At 70.7% G+C, this 18,550-nt stretch carries 14 protein-coding genes; 5 read left to right on the forward strand and 9 right to left on the reverse strand.

All coding sequences use genetic code 11. From position 1 onward, the window contains the following. Nucleotides 1-55: 55 nt before the first annotated feature. Nucleotides 56-2,077, reverse strand: a complete 2,022-nt coding sequence (locus CLT68_RS24590; RefSeq protein ID WP_486482299.1) for a serine/threonine protein kinase — start codon at nt 2,075-2,077, stop codon at nt 56-58. Nucleotides 2,078-2,477: 400 nt separating this feature from the next. Between CLT68_RS24590 and CLT68_RS24595 the strand changes: the two genes are divergently transcribed. Beyond that, entirely contained in the window at nt 2,478-2,870 is a 393-nt protein-coding gene (locus tag CLT68_RS24595; RefSeq protein WP_099854399.1) for a hypothetical protein, read from the forward strand. Nucleotides 2,871-2,944: 74 nt separating this feature from the next. Here CLT68_RS24595 and CLT68_RS24600 read toward each other — a convergent pair whose 3' ends face one another. Both CLT68_RS24600 and CLT68_RS24605 read right to left on the reverse strand, forming a co-directional pair. Then, nucleotides 2,945-3,829 carry a S41 family peptidase gene (locus CLT68_RS24600; RefSeq protein WP_099854401.1) on the reverse strand — a complete coding sequence of 295 codons (885 nt, stop codon included), beginning with the start codon at nt 3,827-3,829 and terminating at the stop codon, nt 2,945-2,947. Nucleotides 3,830-3,886: 57 nt separating this feature from the next. Next, nucleotides 3,887-4,759: an LLM class F420-dependent oxidoreductase gene (locus CLT68_RS24605; RefSeq protein WP_088948646.1), complete on the reverse strand. Its 873-nt coding sequence runs from the start codon at nt 4,757-4,759 to the stop codon at nt 3,887-3,889. Between the two features lie 149 nt (nt 4,760-4,908). Between CLT68_RS24605 and CLT68_RS24610 the strand changes: the two genes are divergently transcribed. From CLT68_RS24610 to CLT68_RS24620, 3 genes are read left to right on the forward strand one after another with little or no spacing between them, the layout of a single operon-like run. Next, nucleotides 4,909-6,057, forward strand: coding sequence for an acyltransferase family protein (locus tag CLT68_RS24610; protein ID WP_099854403.1), 1,149 nt, complete (start codon nt 4,909-4,911; stop codon nt 6,055-6,057). Next, complete coding sequence (alr, locus tag CLT68_RS24615; protein ID WP_099854405.1) at nt 6,054-7,196, forward strand: alanine racemase; 1,143 nt, start codon at nt 6,054-6,056, stop codon at nt 7,194-7,196. Before CLT68_RS24610 ends, alr begins: the two co-directional genes overlap by 4 nt. Beyond that, nucleotides 7,193-8,212, forward strand: coding sequence for a D-alanine--D-alanine ligase family protein (locus CLT68_RS24620; protein WP_099854407.1), 1,020 nt, complete (start codon nt 7,193-7,195; stop codon nt 8,210-8,212). Before alr ends, CLT68_RS24620 begins: the two co-directional genes overlap by 4 nt. An 18-nt stretch (nt 8,213-8,230) precedes the next feature. Here the strand turns inward: CLT68_RS24620 and CLT68_RS24625 are convergent, their stop codons facing one another. The 4 genes from CLT68_RS24625 to CLT68_RS24640 are packed head-to-tail and all read right to left on the reverse strand — an operon-like array spanning nt 8,231 to nt 11,883. Then, nucleotides 8,231-8,734, reverse strand: coding sequence for a hypothetical protein (locus CLT68_RS24625; protein ID WP_486482300.1), 504 nt, complete (start codon nt 8,732-8,734; stop codon nt 8,231-8,233). Beyond that, the gene (locus tag CLT68_RS24630) at nt 8,731-10,191 is read right to left on the reverse strand and encodes a sensor histidine kinase (protein ID WP_099854409.1); all 1,461 of its coding nucleotides are present in this window, start codon (nt 10,189-10,191) and stop codon (nt 8,731-8,733) included. The genes CLT68_RS24625 and CLT68_RS24630 overlap by 4 nt, the downstream gene beginning before the upstream one ends. Further along, nucleotides 10,188-10,883, reverse strand: a complete 696-nt coding sequence (locus CLT68_RS24635) for a response regulator transcription factor (RefSeq protein WP_099854411.1) — start codon at nt 10,881-10,883, stop codon at nt 10,188-10,190. Before CLT68_RS24635 ends, CLT68_RS24630 begins: the two co-directional genes overlap by 4 nt. Before the next feature lie 16 nt (nt 10,884-10,899). After that, entirely contained in the window at nt 10,900-11,883 is a 984-nt protein-coding gene (locus CLT68_RS24640; protein ID WP_158240921.1) for a phosphatase PAP2 family protein, read from the reverse strand. 268 nt (nt 11,884-12,151) lie between these two features. Here CLT68_RS24640 and CLT68_RS24645 point away from each other — a divergent pair, with 268 nt between their 5' ends. Further along, complete coding sequence (locus CLT68_RS24645) at nt 12,152-12,658, forward strand: winged helix-turn-helix domain-containing protein (protein WP_099854415.1); 507 nt, start codon at nt 12,152-12,154, stop codon at nt 12,656-12,658. Between the two features lie 42 nt (nt 12,659-12,700). Here CLT68_RS24645 and CLT68_RS24650 read toward each other — a convergent pair whose 3' ends face one another. After that, nucleotides 12,701-13,801 carry a beta-eliminating lyase-related protein gene (locus CLT68_RS24650; protein ID WP_099854430.1) on the reverse strand — a complete coding sequence of 367 codons (1,101 nt, stop codon included), beginning with the start codon at nt 13,799-13,801 and terminating at the stop codon, nt 12,701-12,703. Nucleotides 13,802-13,949: 148 nt separating this feature from the next. Beyond that, nucleotides 13,950-18,275, reverse strand: a complete 4,326-nt coding sequence (locus CLT68_RS24655) for a S8 family serine peptidase (protein ID WP_486482301.1) — start codon at nt 18,273-18,275, stop codon at nt 13,950-13,952. Between the last annotated feature and the right edge of the window lie 275 nt (nt 18,276-18,550).

The raw sequence follows: 18,550 nt of genomic DNA on the forward strand, positions 1-18,550 counted from the left end.
GGCGAGGGCTGTCCTCCGCAGTACGGGAGGACAGCCCTCGCCCGTGCTCAGGCTGTCATCTCCGGATCCACCGCAGGTGGTCCGTGCCGGCGCCACAGCTCCGCTGCTCGATCAGCGCCCCGCTCGCGGTGCTCTGGCCGACCGCACCCAGGCACATCCCGCTGTGGACGTTGACCAGGTGCTGGTCCCCGTCCAGGGTGAACCGCTGGGCCGGTGTCGTGTTGCAGGTGGTGAGCTGGATTGCCGCTCCGGCGTCGCTGGACGCTCCGAGCACGTCCAGGCAGCGCCCGCCCAGCTGCACACTCCCGTCCGGCTTCATCGTCCAGAGCTGGTTGCGGGCCCGGTCGTCCCGGCAGTCCGCGAGCTGGAGCCGGACCGGATCCGGTGAGTCCGGCGCCGCGATGTCCAGGCACCTGTTGCTCGCCACCCCGACGAGCCGGTGGCCCGACCGGGCCGCAGGTGCGCTCGGCGTCGGCGACACGCTGAGGTCGGGCCTGGCCGACGGCGTGGCGTCGCCCGGTGCCGACCCCGGCCGGAAGCCCGCGGTGACCTCCCGGAACGCCTCCACCCCGGCCGCCCAGGTGGCCTCGGGCGTCAACCAGGCGATGCTGTAGCCCTTCCGTTTCGCCGTCGTGAAGGTGCGCTGGCGCGCGTGCATCGCCGTGCCCGCGTCGCTGGTGTAGACCCACTCCAGTTCGGCAGCCTTGAGCTGGTAGTTGACGGCGTGCAGTTCGACCCGGCGATAGTCGCGGTACCGCTCGCCGACGGCCGGGCGGCCCAGCTCGACCGCCGGGTCGGTGGGCGGCGAGTCGGTCTGGCTGACGACCAGCGTCCGTTCACCGTTCGGCTCGCGGAACTCGACCTGCTGGCCGTGCCGGACGACCCGCCAGTCGCGTGGCGCCGGCACGGCGAACCCGGTGCCGTCCCGGTAGAGAGACCACGAAATCGGCGGGAGGGTCACGGTGGTCGGCGTGCTGCCATTCGTCGACGGCGCACCCGGCGCGGCGGCGTCCACCAGCTCGGCTCCGCTGCCGGGCACGCGCGGCTGGCGGCGTCCGACCAGCGGAATCCCGATCACCAGGCCGAGCGCGACCAGGGCCGCGAGGCCACCGAGGAGCCAGGTCCGTCGTCGGCGGGCCGGCCCCGGCCGGTCACCCTCCGCCGCGACACCGGCCGGTGCTGGGGGTACGCCGTGAGCGCCGATCGGGTGCGGCACCGCCCTCGCCTGCGGCACGGTTGCCGCCGCTGACGGGGGCGCGGTGGGCGCTGGACGCCAGGTCACCGTGATGGGCTGTGCTGCCCCGTCGAGCGCCGCGCGCAGCAACCGCTCGGCGGTGTCGGCGTCCATCCGCTCGGCCGGGTCCTTGCGCAGCAGGCCGGTCAGCACCGGTGCGAGCGGTCCCGCGTGTCGCGCCGTCGGTGGTGGTTCGGTGACCAGCGCGGTGAGGCTCATCAGACTCGACGGCCGGGCGTACGGCGACTGACCCTCGACCGCGGCGTAGAGGGTCGCGCCGAGCGACCAGAAGTCCCCCTCCGGGCCCACGGTGCCGCTCATGGCCCGCTCGGGCGAGACGTACGCGGGCGAGCCGAGCACCACACCGCTGAGCGTCAGGTTCACGTCCTCGACGGCGGTGGCCAGGCCGAAGTCGGTGAGCACGACCCGGCCATCCGCGCCGACGAGGATGTTGGCCGGTTTGACGTCGCGATGCATGATCCCGGCGCGGTGGGCGGCGCGCAGCGCACCGAGCACGGCCAGCCCGATGGCGGCCGCCCGCACCGGCGGGATCGGGCCGTCGGTGGTGATGGCGTCGTGCAGGGAACGGGACGGCACGTACTCCATCACGATCTGCGGGTCACCGTCGGCGCTCAACAGCACATCGAAGACCCGGACGACGTTGACGTGGTCGAGCTGGGCGATCACCCGGGCCTCCCGGAGTGACCGAACCCGCAATTCCTGTCGCGCCTCAGTGGTCAGATTGGGCGGCGGAACGATCTCCTTGATGGCGACGTCCCGTTGCAGCATCCGGTCGCGGGCTTTCCACACTCGACCCATTCCGCCCTGGCCAAGGAGCTCCACGACGTCATACCGATCGGTAACAAGAAGCGGTGGGATCTGCGGCACCCGGAGAGGCTACCTGGCACGCCGCGCGAACAATTTTCGGCAGCCCGGGCGACCTTTATCTGGGGGACCATTCTGCGTCTGCAACAACTGGGACCATCTGCGGAGAGCCCCGTAACGACTCCGACCCTGGGTGAAAGCACGGTCGGCTCCACCGTCGGGGGTGGTCGGATGCTGGCAGGCCGTGGTGCCATCCGACAGATACCACCCTGAAACTACCTCAATCGTCATCAGACACAGGTGGACGCCAGCTTCCGATTGACCCGCCGGACTACGTCGTTTCAGGTGCTTGACGTGTCAATTTTCCGCCGGTAGTTTAAATTTGCATCTACAAGCATCTATCTAAAGCAGGTGAACCGTGCTGTTGAAATCCATCGCCATCGCCATCGCCGCGTCCGTCGCAGGCGTGCTGGCCGCCGCCCCCACCGCCTCGGCGGCAGCACCCGGAGTGTCGATACAGGGCTGGGGGTCCGGGAACTGCCCGCAGGGCATGCTCTGCATCTGGCCCAACTGGAATCACCCGCCGCAGGGTCCCGTGGAGACGCCGTCTCTGACGACCAACAGCGAGTGGACCGGCAGCATCCAGGGATTCAACTTCTACAACGGCACCGGCCGCGACGCCGTAATATCCGGGTTCACTTTCGGCTCGTCGATTCCCTTCAAAAACTGCGCTCCTGCCGGCGGGACCGGGGGCGACCTGTATATACCGGTCAACGTGACGAAGGTGACCTGGCAGCTGACCCCCTGCTGATCCTCCACTGGGCCTTTCCGAGTAAGGACTTGGAAAGGCTCGGTGAGCCGACCGCGTGACGGACGCAGCCGCGCCTACGCGCCCGAGATGGCAGTGAGTGCCGTGTCGAGTGCCTGGTCCGCCGGGACCTGCACATCGGGGACCACTCCGACGCCTTCCCAGTTGGTGCCGGTGACGCTGTTGATGGTCCGGGCGGTCGGCACGGTCACGAGGATGTGTTCGGTGACCGCGTGGCGGGCCGTCGGATGCGCACCGCCACGTGTCGTCTCACCGACGACGACGCTCCGGCCGTGCGCCTGCAGCGTGTACGCCACGTCCTCGCCCCCGGAGAACGTGATCGCGCTGGTGAGCACGTAGACCGGGCGGTCCGTGTAGCGCGGCGCGGGAAGGTGCGCGGTCGTCCAGAACTGGCGGGTGGCGTCGGTGGACCGCTCGTAGAAGTCGTTGAGGTGCACCTGATCGTCGGGGAAGAAGTAGCTGCACCACATCGCGGCTCCCTCGGGTGCTCCGCCGGCGCATGCGCGCAGGTCCAGGATGAGCGCGGAGCTGAGGGCGACCAGTCGCATGGCCGCGCCGATCGCCTCGGCGCCTTCGTTGGCGTACGCGATGCGCCGCACGTCGATGAGCCCGACGTTCCCGTCCAGGTGCTCGACCCGGCGGATGCCCTGGTTCTCCGCCCGGAGCAGCGCGAGGAAGGCGGCCCGTCCTCCGTCCTCGTCCGCTGGATCCAGCGACTGCGGCTGGTCGGACCACAGCAACCGCAGATGCTTGTCCGGGCACGCCTCTTGAAGGTGAGCGGTCACCGTCTCGCAGAGCGTCGGCCCGGCCAAGCCGTCGTACTCGCCCGCCGCGAGACGGCGCCGGATCGCGGCGTCGATGTCCACGACCTTCGCAGGAAAGACGTACCCTGCCTCGATCCGATCCAGGGCCTGTCCGACGATCTGTTCGTTGGTGAGCACGGCGGGCCACGGTAGACCGTGGACAGCCCCACGACCACCGAATTTCGCGCAGCGGGATCAGCCGATGTCGGCCAACCGTGGCAGCACCTCGTCGCCGAGCCGCTGGGCGAACTCCACCGGGTGCCGATCCGGCGTGACCTGCACCTCGGTGACCCCGAGCGCGGCGTAGGCGGACACCTCGGCCAGGAACCCGTCGGTGTCGTCCAGTGGCGACCGGTCGGCGACCACCGTCTTCTCGATGGTGTCGTAGTCGCGGCCCTCGGTGGCGCAGTGCCCGCGCAGGACATCCAGTTTGCGCGCGACGTCGTCGGTGCCGCCGCGACCGAACAGGTTGCAGGCGTCGGCGTACCGGGCCACCAGCAGGAGGGTCTTCTTCTCGCCGCCGCCACCGATCATGATGGGCGGGTGCGGTCGGCTCAACGGCTGCGGTGAGTTGATGGTCTCGGCGAGCTGGTAGTGCTGTCCGTTGAACGGGCCGTCGTCGGCACTCCACATCTGCAGGCAGATGCGCAGCGTCTCCTCAAGCCGCTCGAACCGCTCGGCCACCGGAACGACCGGCACGCCCAGCCCGAGCTGCTCCCGCTCGTACCAGGACGCGCCGATACCGAGGCGGGCCCGGCCGCCGGACAGCACGTCGAGGGTCGACACGGTCTTGGCGAGCAACCCCGGGTAGCGGTACATCACACCGGTGACCAGCACACCCAGCGTCATCCTCTGCGTCTTCGCCGCGACGTAGCCCAGCGTGGTGTACGCCTCCAGCATCGGCTCCTCGGCCGCGAACACCGCGTCCATCTGGAAGAAGTGGTCCATCACAGTGAACGACGCGACACCGGCCTGCTCGGCGGTGGTCGCCGCCTCCGCCAGGGTGGGTGCGATCGCGGCCGGGTCGGCCGGGGTGGAGTAGTTCCAGTAGTGCAGCCCGAGCTTCATGTTCGGCACCTCCGCAACGAGCCTAGTGCTCCTCGGCGTCACCGGTATGCGGCTCGGGGACCCCGCCGGCCCGCCCCGCGCGACGTCCATTACCGGTTCATGACAATTCGTGGATCACCTGCGGATATCCGGCTGGCAGCTTCTGATGGGTGATCCAACAGCTGTCTCCCACCAATCCCAGGCCCGCCGACACGGTGCCCGACACGACGCGCGTCCGGTTCCGCCACCGGCAACGGATCGGGATCGCACCCGCCGCGGGACTGTCACAGCGGGCGGAGTGGGCCGACGCCGCGAAGGGTGCCTGCATCATTCTCGTCGTCCTGTGGCACGTCGTCGTCAAGGACTACCTGCAGATCGACTGGCACATCGGCGTACCGGTGCCGGGCCTGTGGGGCACGTTGGGTGAGCAGTTCCTGCCGCTGCGGATGCCGTTGTTCTTCACCATCTCCGGCGTCTTCGCGGCGAACGCCGCCCAGCGGCCCTGGCGGGTCGTCGCCCGCAGCCGGATCGCCGGGTTCCTCTACCTGTACGCCGTCTGGCTGCTGATCCACACCGCCATCCTCGCCGCCGCCCCGCAGCTGCCGACCGACCGCGCCACCTCCGCCCTCGGCCTGCTGGAGCAGCTCACCATCACGCCGTCCAACCTCTGGTACCTGTACGCCCTGGCGGTGTACTTCACGATCGCCAAGGTGACCCGCCGGGCGCCCCGGGCGCTGGTGCTCGTACCCGCCGCCCTGCTGTCCGCCGTCGCCGCCGCCGGCCTGCTCGACACCCCGGGCAACCGCGCCGGTCTCTACCAGAACCTGGTCTTCTTCCTGGCCGGCCTGTACCTGCGGCCGCAGATCCAGCAGTGGGCCGCCACCGCCAGCCGGCGTCGGCTCGCGCTGACCTCCGGCGCCTATGTCCTCGCGCTCGCCGCGATGGCGGTGGCCGGCGCCCAGCAGTGGTTCGGCGTATGGATTGCCGTCTCGGTGGTGGCGGTCGCCTTCGGTGTGACCGCCGCCGCCCGACTGGCTCACTGGTCGGCCATCAGCAGACCGCTGGCCAGGCTCGGCCGCATCACCCTGCCGATCTACGTCGTCCATATGCCGGTTCTGGCCGTACTGCACCGGCTGTTGCTCGTACCGGTTTCCGGCCTGGGCGGGTCCGCTCAGGGCCTGCTCGTGCTCGGATATCCGATTCTGCTGACCGGTCTGGTGATCGGCCTGAGCCTGGCCGTCCACCGCGGGCTCCTGGCACTTCGCGCGGGGTGGCTGTTCGCGCTCCCCGGGCCGCGACGGGTGGAGGCGGCCGGATGAGCGCCCTGGCCGAGGCGCTGGTCGACCTGGACGCGGTCGCCAGCAACGTGCGGGCCATCACGTCGGTCACCGGCACCAGCCTGATGGCGGTGGTGAAGGCGGACGGGTTCGGTCACGGCGCGGTGCGGGTGGCCCGTGCCGCGCTCCGCGCCGGCGCCACCTGGCTGGGGGTGACCTCGGTGACCGAGGCGCTGGCCCTGCGCGACGCGGGTGTGACAGCACCCACGTTGAGCTGGCTGCACGGGCCGAACGACGACTTCGGTACCTTGATCAAGAGTGGTGTCGACGTCGGTGTGTCGACGACGACGCACCTGCACGCCGTCGCCGACGCGGTCCACCTGCTCGGCGTGCCAGCGATGGTGCAGCTCAAGGCGGACACCGGCCTGTCCCGCAACGGAGCCGCCGGGGACGACTGGCCCGAGTTGGTCGCCTGGGCCCGCAAGTACGAACGGGAGGGCGGGATCCGGGTGCGCGGCGTGTGGTCCCACCTCGTCGACGCGGACCTGCCCGGCGCTCCCGAGTTGAGCCGACAGGTGGCCACCTTCGAGGAGGCCCTGCGGATCGCGCGGTCGGCCGGTCTCGACCCCGATCTCGTCCACCTGGCCAACTCGGCGGCCGCGCTGTCGGCGCCCCGGACCCGCTTCGACCTCTGCCGGATCGGGATCGCGTTGTACGGAGTCGACCCGTTCGGCGCCACCGGCCCGGGCGAGTTCGGCCTGCACGCCGCGATGACCCTGCGCACGAGCGTGATCAACGTCAAACGGGTGCCCGCGGGCACGGGCGTCTCCTACGGGCCGGAACACGTGACCGGGGCGCCGACCACGCTGGCACTGCTGCCGCTCGGTTACGCCGACGGGCTGCCCCGGGCCGCCGGAGGCCGCGCCGAGGTGTGGCTCGGCGGCCGGCGGTGCCCGATCGTCGGGCGCATCGCCATGGACCAGTGCGTGGTCGACGTCGGGGACCTTCCCGTGGCGATCGGCGACCCGGTCGTGGTGTTCGGTCCCGCCGAGGGTGACCAGAGCCCACCGACGGTCGTCGAGTGGGCCCGCTGGGCGGGCACCAACCCGCACGAGATCTTGACCGGCATCGGGGCCCGGGTGGCCCGCGACCACCTCCACGGAAGGGCACGGACCTCATGACGATCCGACTGGCAGTGCTGTACGGCGGGCAGAGCGGCGAGCACGACGTGTCCTGCCGCTCGGCGGCCAGCATCCTCGCCAACCTGGACCGGAAGCGGTACCAGGTCACCGAGGTGCTCATCGACCGCGACGGCGGGTGGCATGTCGGGGGACGCCCGACGCCACTGCCTGCGGCGCTGCGTGTCCTGCGCGCCCAGGATGTGGTGTTCCCGGCCCTGCACGGCCCGTACGGCGAGGACGGCACAGTGGCGTCGCTGCTGGAATGGCTCGGCGTGCCGTATGTCGGCAACGGTGTCTTCGCCAGTGCCGCCGGAATGGACAAGGGTGTCACCAAGCGGCTCCTCGCCGCGGAGGGCCTGCGGGTCAGCCCGGGAGTGACACTGCGGCCGGGCGATGAGCTGTCGCCCGACGACCGGCGACGACTGGACCTACCGGTCTTCGTCAAGCCGGCTCGGGCCGGGTCCAGCCTGGGCGTCGTCAAGGTGGACGACTGGGCGGGAGTTCCCGCCGCTCTGGAGCTGGCCCGACAGGTCGACCCGAAGGTGCTCGTCGAGCAGGGAGCCCGGGGGCGGGAGATCGACGTGGCGGTCCTCCAACACCCGGACGGCCGGGTGCAGGCCGGCCCACCGCTGGAGATCCGGGTGACCGGTGCCGGCTTCTTCGACTACGACGCGAAGTACGACGGTGGGGCGGTCTTCCAGATCCCCGCCCCGCTCGACGCGGCCACCACCGAGGTGCTCCAGGACCGCGCGATCCGCACCTTCCAGGCCCTCGACTGTCGCGGCCTGCTGCGGGTCGACTTCTTCCTGCCCGCCGAGGGGTCACCGGAGCCCATCGTGAACGAGGTCAACACGTTCCCCGGTTTCACCGCCGCGTCGCAGTTCCCACAGATCTGGCAGAAGGCCGGCATCGGGTTCGCCGCCCTGATCGACATCCTGATCTCCGGCGCGCTGGTCGACCGGGACCGGACCAGCCACAGTGGGTTGCCCCGGCCACGAGCGGCCAACCTGGTCTGAGGCGGTGGCCGTGCCCGCTCACCTGATCGGGCACGGCCGGGGCGGTCGGGCGCCGTCGGACCCGACGATGGTGACCGGCGCGGAGCTGTCAGCGAAACCGTCCTGCTGGGCGGCGTCGACGACAGTGCAGATGATCTGGTCGGCCGCGTCGGCCGACAACGTCCGCACGGCGGTGGTCGTGCGGACTGTGAGACCACCGGCCGGATCGGCCCCCGACGTCACAGTGACCGGGTCGAGCCCGGCCGGAACGTCGCTGGTGAAACCCTGGCGCCGCTCGTTCTCGTCCGGACCGGCGGCGAGCAGGGCGAGCGTGTCGGCGGGCGACGAGTCCACCTTCACCGGGCGCAGGACGAGCACGAGTTCGCCCCGCGCGAGCAGGTAGAGCCCCGTGCCCTGTGCCGGGCCGCTGACCGCCGGGCGACCCCTGATGACCTCGCTGGGCCGTACCCCACAACCAGGCGTGAGCAGCGCGAGCAGCAGTCCACCGGCGAGCAGCGCGCGGCCCGTCCGCCGGCCGTTCACCGGGCACCTCCGGTGTCCGCCGTGTCCCGGGGCAGGCGAAGCGTGAACACCGCGCCTCCGCCGGGGCCGTTGGCCGCGACGAGACTCCCCCGCCGCTCGCCGTGGCGGTGCAGGCGGGCGTTCTCCCAGGAGATGGCGAGGCCGAGGCCGCTTCCCTCGGAGCGGGTCCGCGCGGTGTCGGCCTTGTAGAAGCGGTCGAAGACGTGCGGCAGCACCTCCGGGTCCAGCCCCGGCCCCTCGTCGGTCACCTCGATCGTGATCCAGTCCCTGTCGGCGTCCAGGCGTACGGACACCGGCTCGGCACCGTGCCGGAAGGCGTTGCCGACCAGGTTGGCGACGATGACGTCGAGCCGACGGGGGTCGATTCGAGCCACCACTCCGGGTGGCAGCTCGGTGCGCACCCGGTCCAGCCAGCCCCGGATCCGCAGGGTCGCGGTCACCGCCGCGGCCACGTCCACGTCGTCCAGGGCGAGCCGAGCGGTGCCGGAGTCGAACCTGCTGACCTCGATGAGGTCGTTGACCAGCTGGGTGAGGTTCTGCGTCTCCTGGCTGACCAGCCGGGCGGCCCGCCCCGCGTCCCCGGGCAGGTGGTCCGCCTCCTCGTCCAGCACGTCGGTGACCGCCGTCATCGCGGCCAACGGCGTACGGAGCTCGTGCGAGACGTCGGCCACGAAGCGGCGGGCGTCGGACTCCATCCGCCGCAGCTCACCGACCTGCCGCTCCAGCGTGCCCGCGGTGTCGTTGAAGGTCCGCGCCACGTCCGCCAGCTCGTCGGCGCCCCGAACCGTCAGCCGGGTGCTCAGGTCGCCCTCACCGAGGCGGCGCGCCGCCCGGCCGAGGTCGCGGACGGGTCGCAGCACGCCGCGGGCGGACAGCAGGGCCAGCAGGACGGCGAGGATCAGGGACAGGCCGCCGGTCATCCACGCCCGGTTGGCGAGACGGTCGATGCTCTGCTGCTCGGGCGCGAGGTTGCGCACGGAGTAGACCTCCAGCCCGGAGGCCCGGGACGTGCCGTCGGGCCGGTCGAGCTCCAGCTGGGTGCCGATGAGCAGCCAGGGCTGCCCGTCGAGCGAGACACGTTGCCAGGCGATCCTGCCGTCGCCGACCTCCTGCCGCAGCTCGGGGGTGAGCGGGTCGGCGAAATCGGAGCCGCCCCGCGACCGCATGTCCCGGTAGACGACCACCGCGAAGCCCTCCCGATCGGAGAGACGCTGGGCCAACAGGTCCAGATCGCCCTGGGTCGGCGGAAGCTGGGCTATCGGGTAGACCTTGGTGATCTGGTCGGTCAGCGACATCACCGCGGCGTCCTGCGCCTGTTGGAGAATGACGGTCCGAGCCTGGAAGTAGCTGCCGCTGGCCACGACCGCCGTCGTGGTCACGCCCAGCAACGCGAACGCCAGGAGCAGCCGGACCCGCAGGCCCGAAACCCGGGCGCCGACCCAGCGCCACGGTGTCACAGCGGCCCGAACCGGTATCCGAAGCCGCGCACGGTCTGGATGAAGACCGGTGCCGACGAGTCGGCCTCGATCTTGGCGCGTACCCGCTGGACGCAGGCGTCCACGAGCCGCGAGTCACCGAGATAGCCGTGTTCCCACACCGCCTCCAGCAGTTGCTGGCGGCTGAGCACCTGACCTGGGGTGTGTGAGAGCTCCAGGAGCAGGCGCAGCTCCGTCGGGGCGAGGCTGACCGGCGCCCCGTCCCTGCTGACCACCAGCGCGGCCCGGTCGATGGTCAGCGCGCCGTGCTGTTCCACGCCGGCCCGCTCGCCACCGGCACGCCGCGACTCGCCACCGGTCCGCCGGAGCACCGCGCGGATGCGTGCCTCCAGCACCCGGGCCTGCACGGGCTTGACCACGTAGTCGTCGGCGCCGGCCTCCAGGCCCGCCACCACGTCCATGTCGTCGTTGCGGGCGGTCAGCATGATGATCGGCAGATCGCCGAGCTGCCGGATCCGGCGGCAGACCTCGAAGCCGTCCATGCCGGGCAGCATGAGATCGAGGACGACGACGTCGGCCGAGGTGGTGCGCAGCCGCTCCAGGCCCTGCTCCCCCGTCCCCACGGCGTGCACCGTGTGGCCCTGTCGCGTGAGCGCCAGCTGAAGCCCGTCGCGCACCGTCTGGTGGTCTTCGATCAGCAGGACCTGGGACATGTCGTCAAGTATCCCATCATGAGATCTTTTGGGGTTCGACCACCGGTTGCGGTGGTCCGCCACGGCACGCGGAGAGCGGGGCCGCGAAATCGGCCGAACGCACCAGGAACACCACTGAACCCACCAGGAACATCGTGGACGCGCCGGCCGCCACGATGGCGACGAGCGCCCCGCGCGGCACCGACGCCGCCAGGCCTGGCACGACGACCACCAGTGTCCAGACAAGCGCGACCAGCGCGAGCGCCGTCTCGGTCAACCGGCGCCACAGACCGCCGCCGTCGGGCCCGCCGACCCTGTCGTGGTCGCCACGCCAACCGGCCAGCGAGGCCGCGGCCAGGCAGAACAGCGCCACACCCAGCAGTACGCCGCCGAGCGCGTCACTGAACCGGTGCCACCCCGCGACCATCGTGGCCGCCGCGATCACCGAGACACCTGCCGCGCCCGGCACCACGAGCCAGCGTCGGGCCCACCCGGGCAGGACCAGCATGAACGCCAGCAGCAGTGTCGTCGCCGCCGCGACGTGGCCGCTGGGGAAACTGTTGTGGGTTGTCGAACTCTCGATCTGCAGGTCCGGGCGGGGCAACGCCGACTTCACCGCACCGGCCACCACCACCGAGCAGAGGACCATGCCCACGCCGACGATGCCCGCCACCAGCCGGCGGCGGAGCACACCCACCAGCAGCATCGCGCCGAGCAGGGCAGCGAGCAGTGTCGGGCTGCCGAACGTGGCCAGCACGGTCCTGGCCGGACCCACCAGGACGGTCTGCTGCTCGTACCCCCCGCCCCGCTCCGCCCTCGGCAGGAGCACTCCGTCCAGCCACTGACCGGGGTACGTCCGCACGAAGACGGTGGCGGTGAGGGTCAGGGCGAGCAGACAGCACAGCGCCACCGCGAGCAGCCGGAGACCGAGAGGCGCCGCCGCGTGGGCGTGCGGCAGCGGTCGCGCCGGCTGCGGACCGGGCGTCGACCGCCCGACGGGGTACGACGATCCGATGGACATGCCGACCATGCTCGCCCCGGCAGGTCCGTACGCCGTACTCGAATTGTCTTGGTTCTGTCACAACCGCCCCCGGCGCTTCCGGAAAGCGGATCGTCGGCGGTAGGGCCGGGTGGGCCCGGACGAGGCAGCGGGATTCACATGCCTGCATGCAACGATGTTTTACCCAGCCGAGATCAGCCACCACTAGGGTCAGGACGCTGATCGATGTCTGGTCGACGGTGCAGGAAATCCATCCGGAGTGAGTTGGGGAACCGGAAGGGGTTGGGGAATGCAGGAAATTCCAGTCGCCAGCCTGGTCATCGGCATCGCGTCCTCGCCGGCCGAGCGCCGGCACCTGGCTCGGCTGCTCGGCGGCAGTGACGCCTTTCTGATCGTTTCGAACGTCGACCAGGCCCGGGAGTTCCTCGGGGTGATCGAGGCACCTCCGGTCGCGGCCCCGCAGGCCGTCGCCGTGCTCGCCGAGGTGGCGCCGAGCCCGCAGCCGCCGCCACCGGATCTGGCCGTCGACTCCGACCGCCGGGTGCTGCGGTGGCGCGACCAGGAGATCGACCTGACCCGGTTGGAGCACGACGTCCTGCTCTGCCTGGTGCACGCGCCCGGGCAGATCTGGACCTACGAGCGTCTGCACCTCGAGGTCTGGGGCAACCGGCACCTCGGCCGCAACTCCGACATGCACTCGGTGGTCCGCCGGGTGCGCGGCAAGCTCGCGCGACTCAACGCCGCGACGACGATCCACTCGGTACGCGGGGTCGGCTTCCGCCTCGCCCCGATCTAGGACGTCGGCGGCGTGCGGGCCCCTCGTTCACCGGCGGGAGGGTCAGCGGTCCTGGACGCGGCTGAGGAAGCGTGCTCCGATCTCGGTGACGTCCTCGGTGGTCAAGTCGAGAGCAGGATCGGCGACGGTGATCTCGGTCATCGCCAGGCCGGGCACGTCCGTCTCCTGCCAGCCGGCGGCGAACCACACCTTCTCGTCCTCCGCGAGCGCCAGTGCGGCGTCATCGAGCGCCTGCGCCGGATGCGGCAGGAACAGGCGGAATCTCTGGGTGTGCGGGGGCTGCGGGTACACCAACGCGCCGGGCAGGGCGGTGAGCGCCGTGGCGACGGTCCGTGCGTGTCGCACGTACTCGGGGATGCGGGGCAACTCCCGTTCGAGACCGGCGAGCGCGCTCAGCGCGGCCGGCCACTGCTGGAACACCTGACCGCCGTAGCGGTGCCGCCAGACGCGGGCGTAGGAGGCGAGCTGCTCGGTGCCCGCGAGCGCCGCGCCGCTGAGACCGCCGATCGTCTTGTAGAACGAGACGTAGGTGCTGTCGGCGAGATCGGCGATCTCGCTGAGGGTGTGCGCCAGATAGGGGGTGGATTCCCACAGTCGGGCACCGTCGAGGTGGAGGCGGGCGCCGATGGAGTGCGCGGCGGCGGACGCGGCGGCGAGTTCGTCCCAGGTGGGGAGGACGAAGCCGGCGTCGCGCAGCGGGAGTTCGATGACGACGCTGCTCACGGGGTCGGCGAGCGCGCTGATCTCGGCGGCGGTGGGGTTTCGGGGTTCGGTGGTCGGCCAGGTGCTGCGCAGCCCGCTCAGGTTGGCGTAGGCATGCCGTTCGTGCACCTCCAGGTGGCCGAGCGGGTGCAGAGCCACAGTCGGGTGTCCGCTGTGCTCGGCGCCGTAGCGCAGCGCGACCTGCTGTGCCATCGTGCCGGTCGGGAAGAAGACGGCGGCCTCGGTGCCCAACAGCTCCGCCACGCGTTCCTCCAGCGTGGTGACCGGGCCGTCGCCGTAGAAGTCGGGCTGGCCATCCAGGTCGCCGCCCGCGGCCAGGTCGACGAGCCGCTCCCGCATGGTCGCGGGCCGGCTGCCGGACAGGATTCGGTCGCAGGCGCGCTGGGCGGCCAGCCGACGCTGCCGTGTGTTGTGGGACATCGGCGGATCTTCGCACTTCAGCGCGCGAGGACCAATCAGTTTGCCGACGGCGGGCGAACGGTGTCGTCCCGCGACGACCCTCCGGACACGGTCCGGCCCGCCTGGTCGGTGACCAGGCGGGCCGGAGGTGTGCGCTACCGCTCAGACGTCAGCACTTGATGGGCGCCAACCCGAAGTTCTCCACCGTCGGAGCGGCGGTGACGATCTTCGTCTGACGGGTCTGGGGCTTCCAGCCGTCCTTGGCGACGATCATGGTGAGCGGGTTGTTGCGGCGGTCCATCCAGTAGGCGTACCTGCCCTCGGCATCGGTGGCGAAGGTGTACGACGCCGCCCACGAGTCGACCTGGACGACCGCGCCGGTGAGCGGCGAGGTCGCACCCTGGCAGCTGGTGCCGGTGACCGTACCCATGAGCTTGCCCCAGGTCTTCGGGGGGTTCGCGGTCATGGTCACCGCGACCGGCGCCACCGAGTACGGGGTGTTCTCCGAGATCCCGACCGAGCCGGAGTAGGTGCCCGGCTGGTCCACGTTCGCCGTCATTCCGACGGTGACAGTGACCTTCGCGCCCGGCGCGAGGGTGGCCGACGACTTGTCGATGGTCATCCAGCTGACGTCGGCCGCCGACTCGGCGCACCCCTCGAAGCCCGGGAGCACCTCACTGTTGGCGGCCGCGTTGAAGCTGCCGGACGAACCACCGACCTTGTAGAAGCCGCACGCCGCACCACCGCGGTAGCGGGCCGTGTTGGCGTTCGGCAGGTTGGACCACGAGCCGACGGCCGGGTCGAAGGCGAAGCCGGCGTTGCTGATGGCCCCACCCTGCGAGCCACCGACGACGAGCAGCTTGCCGTTGGCGACGGCGTACGAGCTGGCCCAGTTGTCGGCCGGCGCGTCGGCGATCGCCGTCCAGGTGTTGGCACCCGGGTCGAAGGCGTAGCTGGACTTCTGCGAGGCGGAACCGTCGTTGCCGCCGGTGCAGTAGAGGATGCCGTCGATCCCGCCGCAGGAGGCGAAGGCCACCGACTTCGGGTAGTTGGCCATCGTCTCCCACGTGTTCCCGGCCGGGTCGTACCGGACGACGCTGTTCGACATCGGCAGGCACTCCGCGGTGGTGCAGCCACCGACGGCGTACAGCTTGCCGTCGACGACGGCCTGACCGGCCGCGGCCCGTGGCGCCGGGTTGTCGGCCAGCTCCGTCCAGGTGTTGGCCCCCGGGTCGTACGACCAGGTGGCGGAGTCCGGGCCGGCGTCGCCCCAGCCACCGGTAGCGATGATCTTCCCGTCCGCGACACCCACGGTCAGGGCGTTGCGGGCACCCGGAAGGTCGGCGATCGCCGTCCAGGCCTGGGCGGCCGGGTCGTAGGCGTAGGCCTTCGCGGTGGAGGCGCTACCGTCGCCACCACCGAGCGAGTACACCTTGCCGTCCAGGTGCACCACCCGGTTGTCCATGATCGCGGACGGGTAGTTGGCGATGTCGGTCCACGGTGCCGCGTGCGGGCCGACCCCGGCGACGGCGGCCTTGGCGAACTTGCCGGACGCCTTGGCGGCGAACGACGTCGGGGCGTTGAGCCGCTGCTCCGGCGCGCCGCTGGCCCCGAGCACCTGTTGCCTGGTGACAGTGGACCCGTCCGCGCGGAGGAGTTCGAACCCGTTGTCCCGCTCGCTGAACTTCACCTCGACCGGCGCGCCGCCGGTGTTGGTCACCGTGAACGTCTTGCTGGCCTTGCCGTTGGGCATCTGGAGCGTCGCGCTCAACTGCGTCGGGGTCACCGACAGCCGACCGGCCGCGAGCTGGAAGTTCGCCACGGTCGCCCAGTCGGCCTCGACGTCGACCTGCTTGGTCTGGCTGACGTAGTTGCCGGCGCTGGCGGTGAACGGGTGCGTGCCGGTCACCGTCGAGTAGATCCAGTAGAAGCCGTCGGCCAGCCCCGGGTCGTCCGGGGTCGCCACGGTGACGGCCTTCTCGGCGGGCCGGTCCTTGCTGGTGACGGTAGCGCCGTTGACGTAGCTGTTGTCGTTCTTGTCGCGGACGTTACCGACGACCAGACCGCCGTCGACCGGCACGCAGGTGACCTGGCTGCCGATCAGCACGTTGTCGACCTCCCACCACCACTCGTACGAGGCGTCGTAGTAGCGGAACCGCACCTGCACCTGCGCCTGGCCGGCCGCCTGCGGGATCGGGATCTCGGTCACCTTCGGTCCCCGGACGTCGGTCTCCTGCCGGAGCAGGTTGGTCCAGGTGGTGCCACCGTCGATGCTCAGATCGACGTCGGCGGTGTCGTCGGCCAGCTGGTTGAAGTCCTGGTTGAAGCGGACGACCGGGGCCGTCACACCGGTCAGGTCGACCACCGGGCTGACCAGCGAGGTGTCCTGGCTGCTACCCGCGCCGTACGCGTCGCTGTCGATCATCGCGAAGTTGCCGGTGCCGCCGGTCAGGTTGCCCCGGTCGCCGTCGTCGGTGAACTTCCAGACCTGACCGCTGCCCGCGTTGTCCACGACGGTCCAGCCGGCCGGCGTGGTCGTGCCGTCGAAGGTCTCGTACTCACCGTCCGAGCCGAACGTGTATCCGGGGGCGGTGGTGCAGGTGGTGGTGTCCACAGGAACGGCGACGTTGGCGGTGACGTTGCCGGAACCAACCACGACCTCCTTGGTGACGGTCTGGTAGCCCGGGTACTGCGACTCGTACTTCAGGGTGTACGTCTGCCCGGCCGGCAGCGAGATGCTGTAACGGCCGTTCGACGGGGTGGTGTAGTCGTAGACGCCGGACACGCCCGTGACGGTCACCTTCGCGTACAACGGCCACCCGTGGCCGGAGCCGTCGGTGACCGCGCCGGTGACGTTGACACTCGGCACCGGCGTCAACGCGACGGTGAGCGTCGTGGTCGCGCCCTTGGTGACCGTCGCCGGCTTCGTGGTGCTGGCGTAGCCGAAGGCCGCCACGGCGACCTGGTAGTCACCGGTGGGCAGCTGGGTCGAGAACTTGCCGTCCGCGCCGGTGGTCAGCTCGCGGGCGCTCGGGCCGGTGAGGGTGAGGGTCGCGCCGGCGATCGGGGCTCCGGTGGCCGCGTCGGTGACCGTGCCGGCCAGGGTGCCGATGTCGCCGGTCGGAGCGGCGTTGAGCAACGCGAGTGCGTCGAGCCGGCCCTCTCCGTAGACGTTGTTGTCGGCCGCGGTGCCACCGCACTGGTCGTCGGCCTTGTCGACGGCCGCGCCGTTGAGCAGCGCACGGGTCGCGTCGACGTCACCGATGAGCGACGGGGCCGCCGAGTACAGCAGCGCGATCGCGCCCGCGAGGTGCGGCGCGGCCATCGAGGTGCCGCTGATGCTGCCGTAGGAGTTGCCGGGAATGCTCGACCGGACGTTCACGCCGGGGGCCGAGATGTTGGGCTTGATCTCGCCGTTCTGCCCGGTGCCCCGGGCGGAGAAGCCGGCGATGTTGTTGTTGACGTCGTACGCGCCGGTCGAGTAGTTGCTGGCGAGGCTGCCCGGCGAGCCGCTGGTCTGGCATGCCGGTCCGCTGTTGCCGTTGGACCAGACACCGAAGATCCCGGACGCGGTCCAGGCGTTGGTCACGTCCTCCATGAAGGGCTCGTTGGACGGGTCCCGGGTGCCCCACGAGTTGTTGATGACGTTCGGTCGCTTGCTCGCGTCCGCGTTCTGGCCGTTGAGGTCCAGCGGTTCGAGCATCCACTGACCGGATTCGATCAGAGCGGCGTCGCTGGGGCAGCAACCGTTCGCCGAGATCCACCTGACCCCGGGGGCGACACCGATCTGGTTCGCGCCGTCGGAGCCGGCCATGGTGCCCATCGTGTGCGTACCGTGGCCGTCGTCGTCGCAGGGGGCGGTCGCGCAGGTGCCGGCGGCGTCGAACCAGTTGTAGTTGTGGTCGAACGTCCCGTCGCCGTTGTTGCCGCGGTAGGAGTTCACCAGCGCCGGGTGGTCGAACTGGACACCGCTGTCAATGCTCGCGATGGTGATGCCCTCGCCCTTGACGCCGTACTGGGACCAGACGTCGTCGGCGTTGATGTTGGCAACGCCCCACTCGAGGGCGTTCACGGTCTTCTCGTCGGTGCCCTTGGTGGTCTCGGGCACCTTGTAGGCAACCGGGGCGTAGAGGCCCTCGACCTCCGAGTGGCCGGCGAACCTCTGCGCCATCGCGAGCGAGCCGCTGCTCACCTTGATCGCGTTGGTGGCCCAGAAGGTCTGGTACTTCGCGCCCGAACTGTCGAGGTCGGCCCGAATCTTGCCCTGGCTCGCCGCGGCGGTCTTGCGCAGAGCGTCCGCAACAGCGGTGCCACGCTTCGACCAGTCCTTGATGGCGCTGGCCTTGCTGAGGTCCGCCCGGTCCTTGAACCGGATCCAGAAGTCCCCTTCACTCTTGGCCTGGAGCTGCCTGGCGAGCTCCGGTCGGATCTTGTCGCCGGTCGGGGCGCCCGCCCCCATCCCGCCGCCCGGCGCGGCCTGCGCGCCCGAGCCCATGGTGGCCAAGCATGTCGCGGCGAGGATCGTCGCCGCCCCGGCGCTCACCAGTGATCTGGCTGCGCGCCGCCATTGTGGACGTCTGAACATCGGTGCTGCCTCCCTCAGAACGACCCAGGGTGAAAATGGGCCATGGTGGACCTCCCCCATGCACCGCGCGGGTCACGCCGGTTGCCCGAGTGGACACTATGATCGAGAAGAAAGGACGATCAAGAACTTGCCGTGAGCAACTTGTCGCTAAGAGTTGCCCTGCTGGCGGCGCGCTTGCCAATCAT

The organism is Micromonospora sp. CNZ299 (assembly GCF_002754415.1).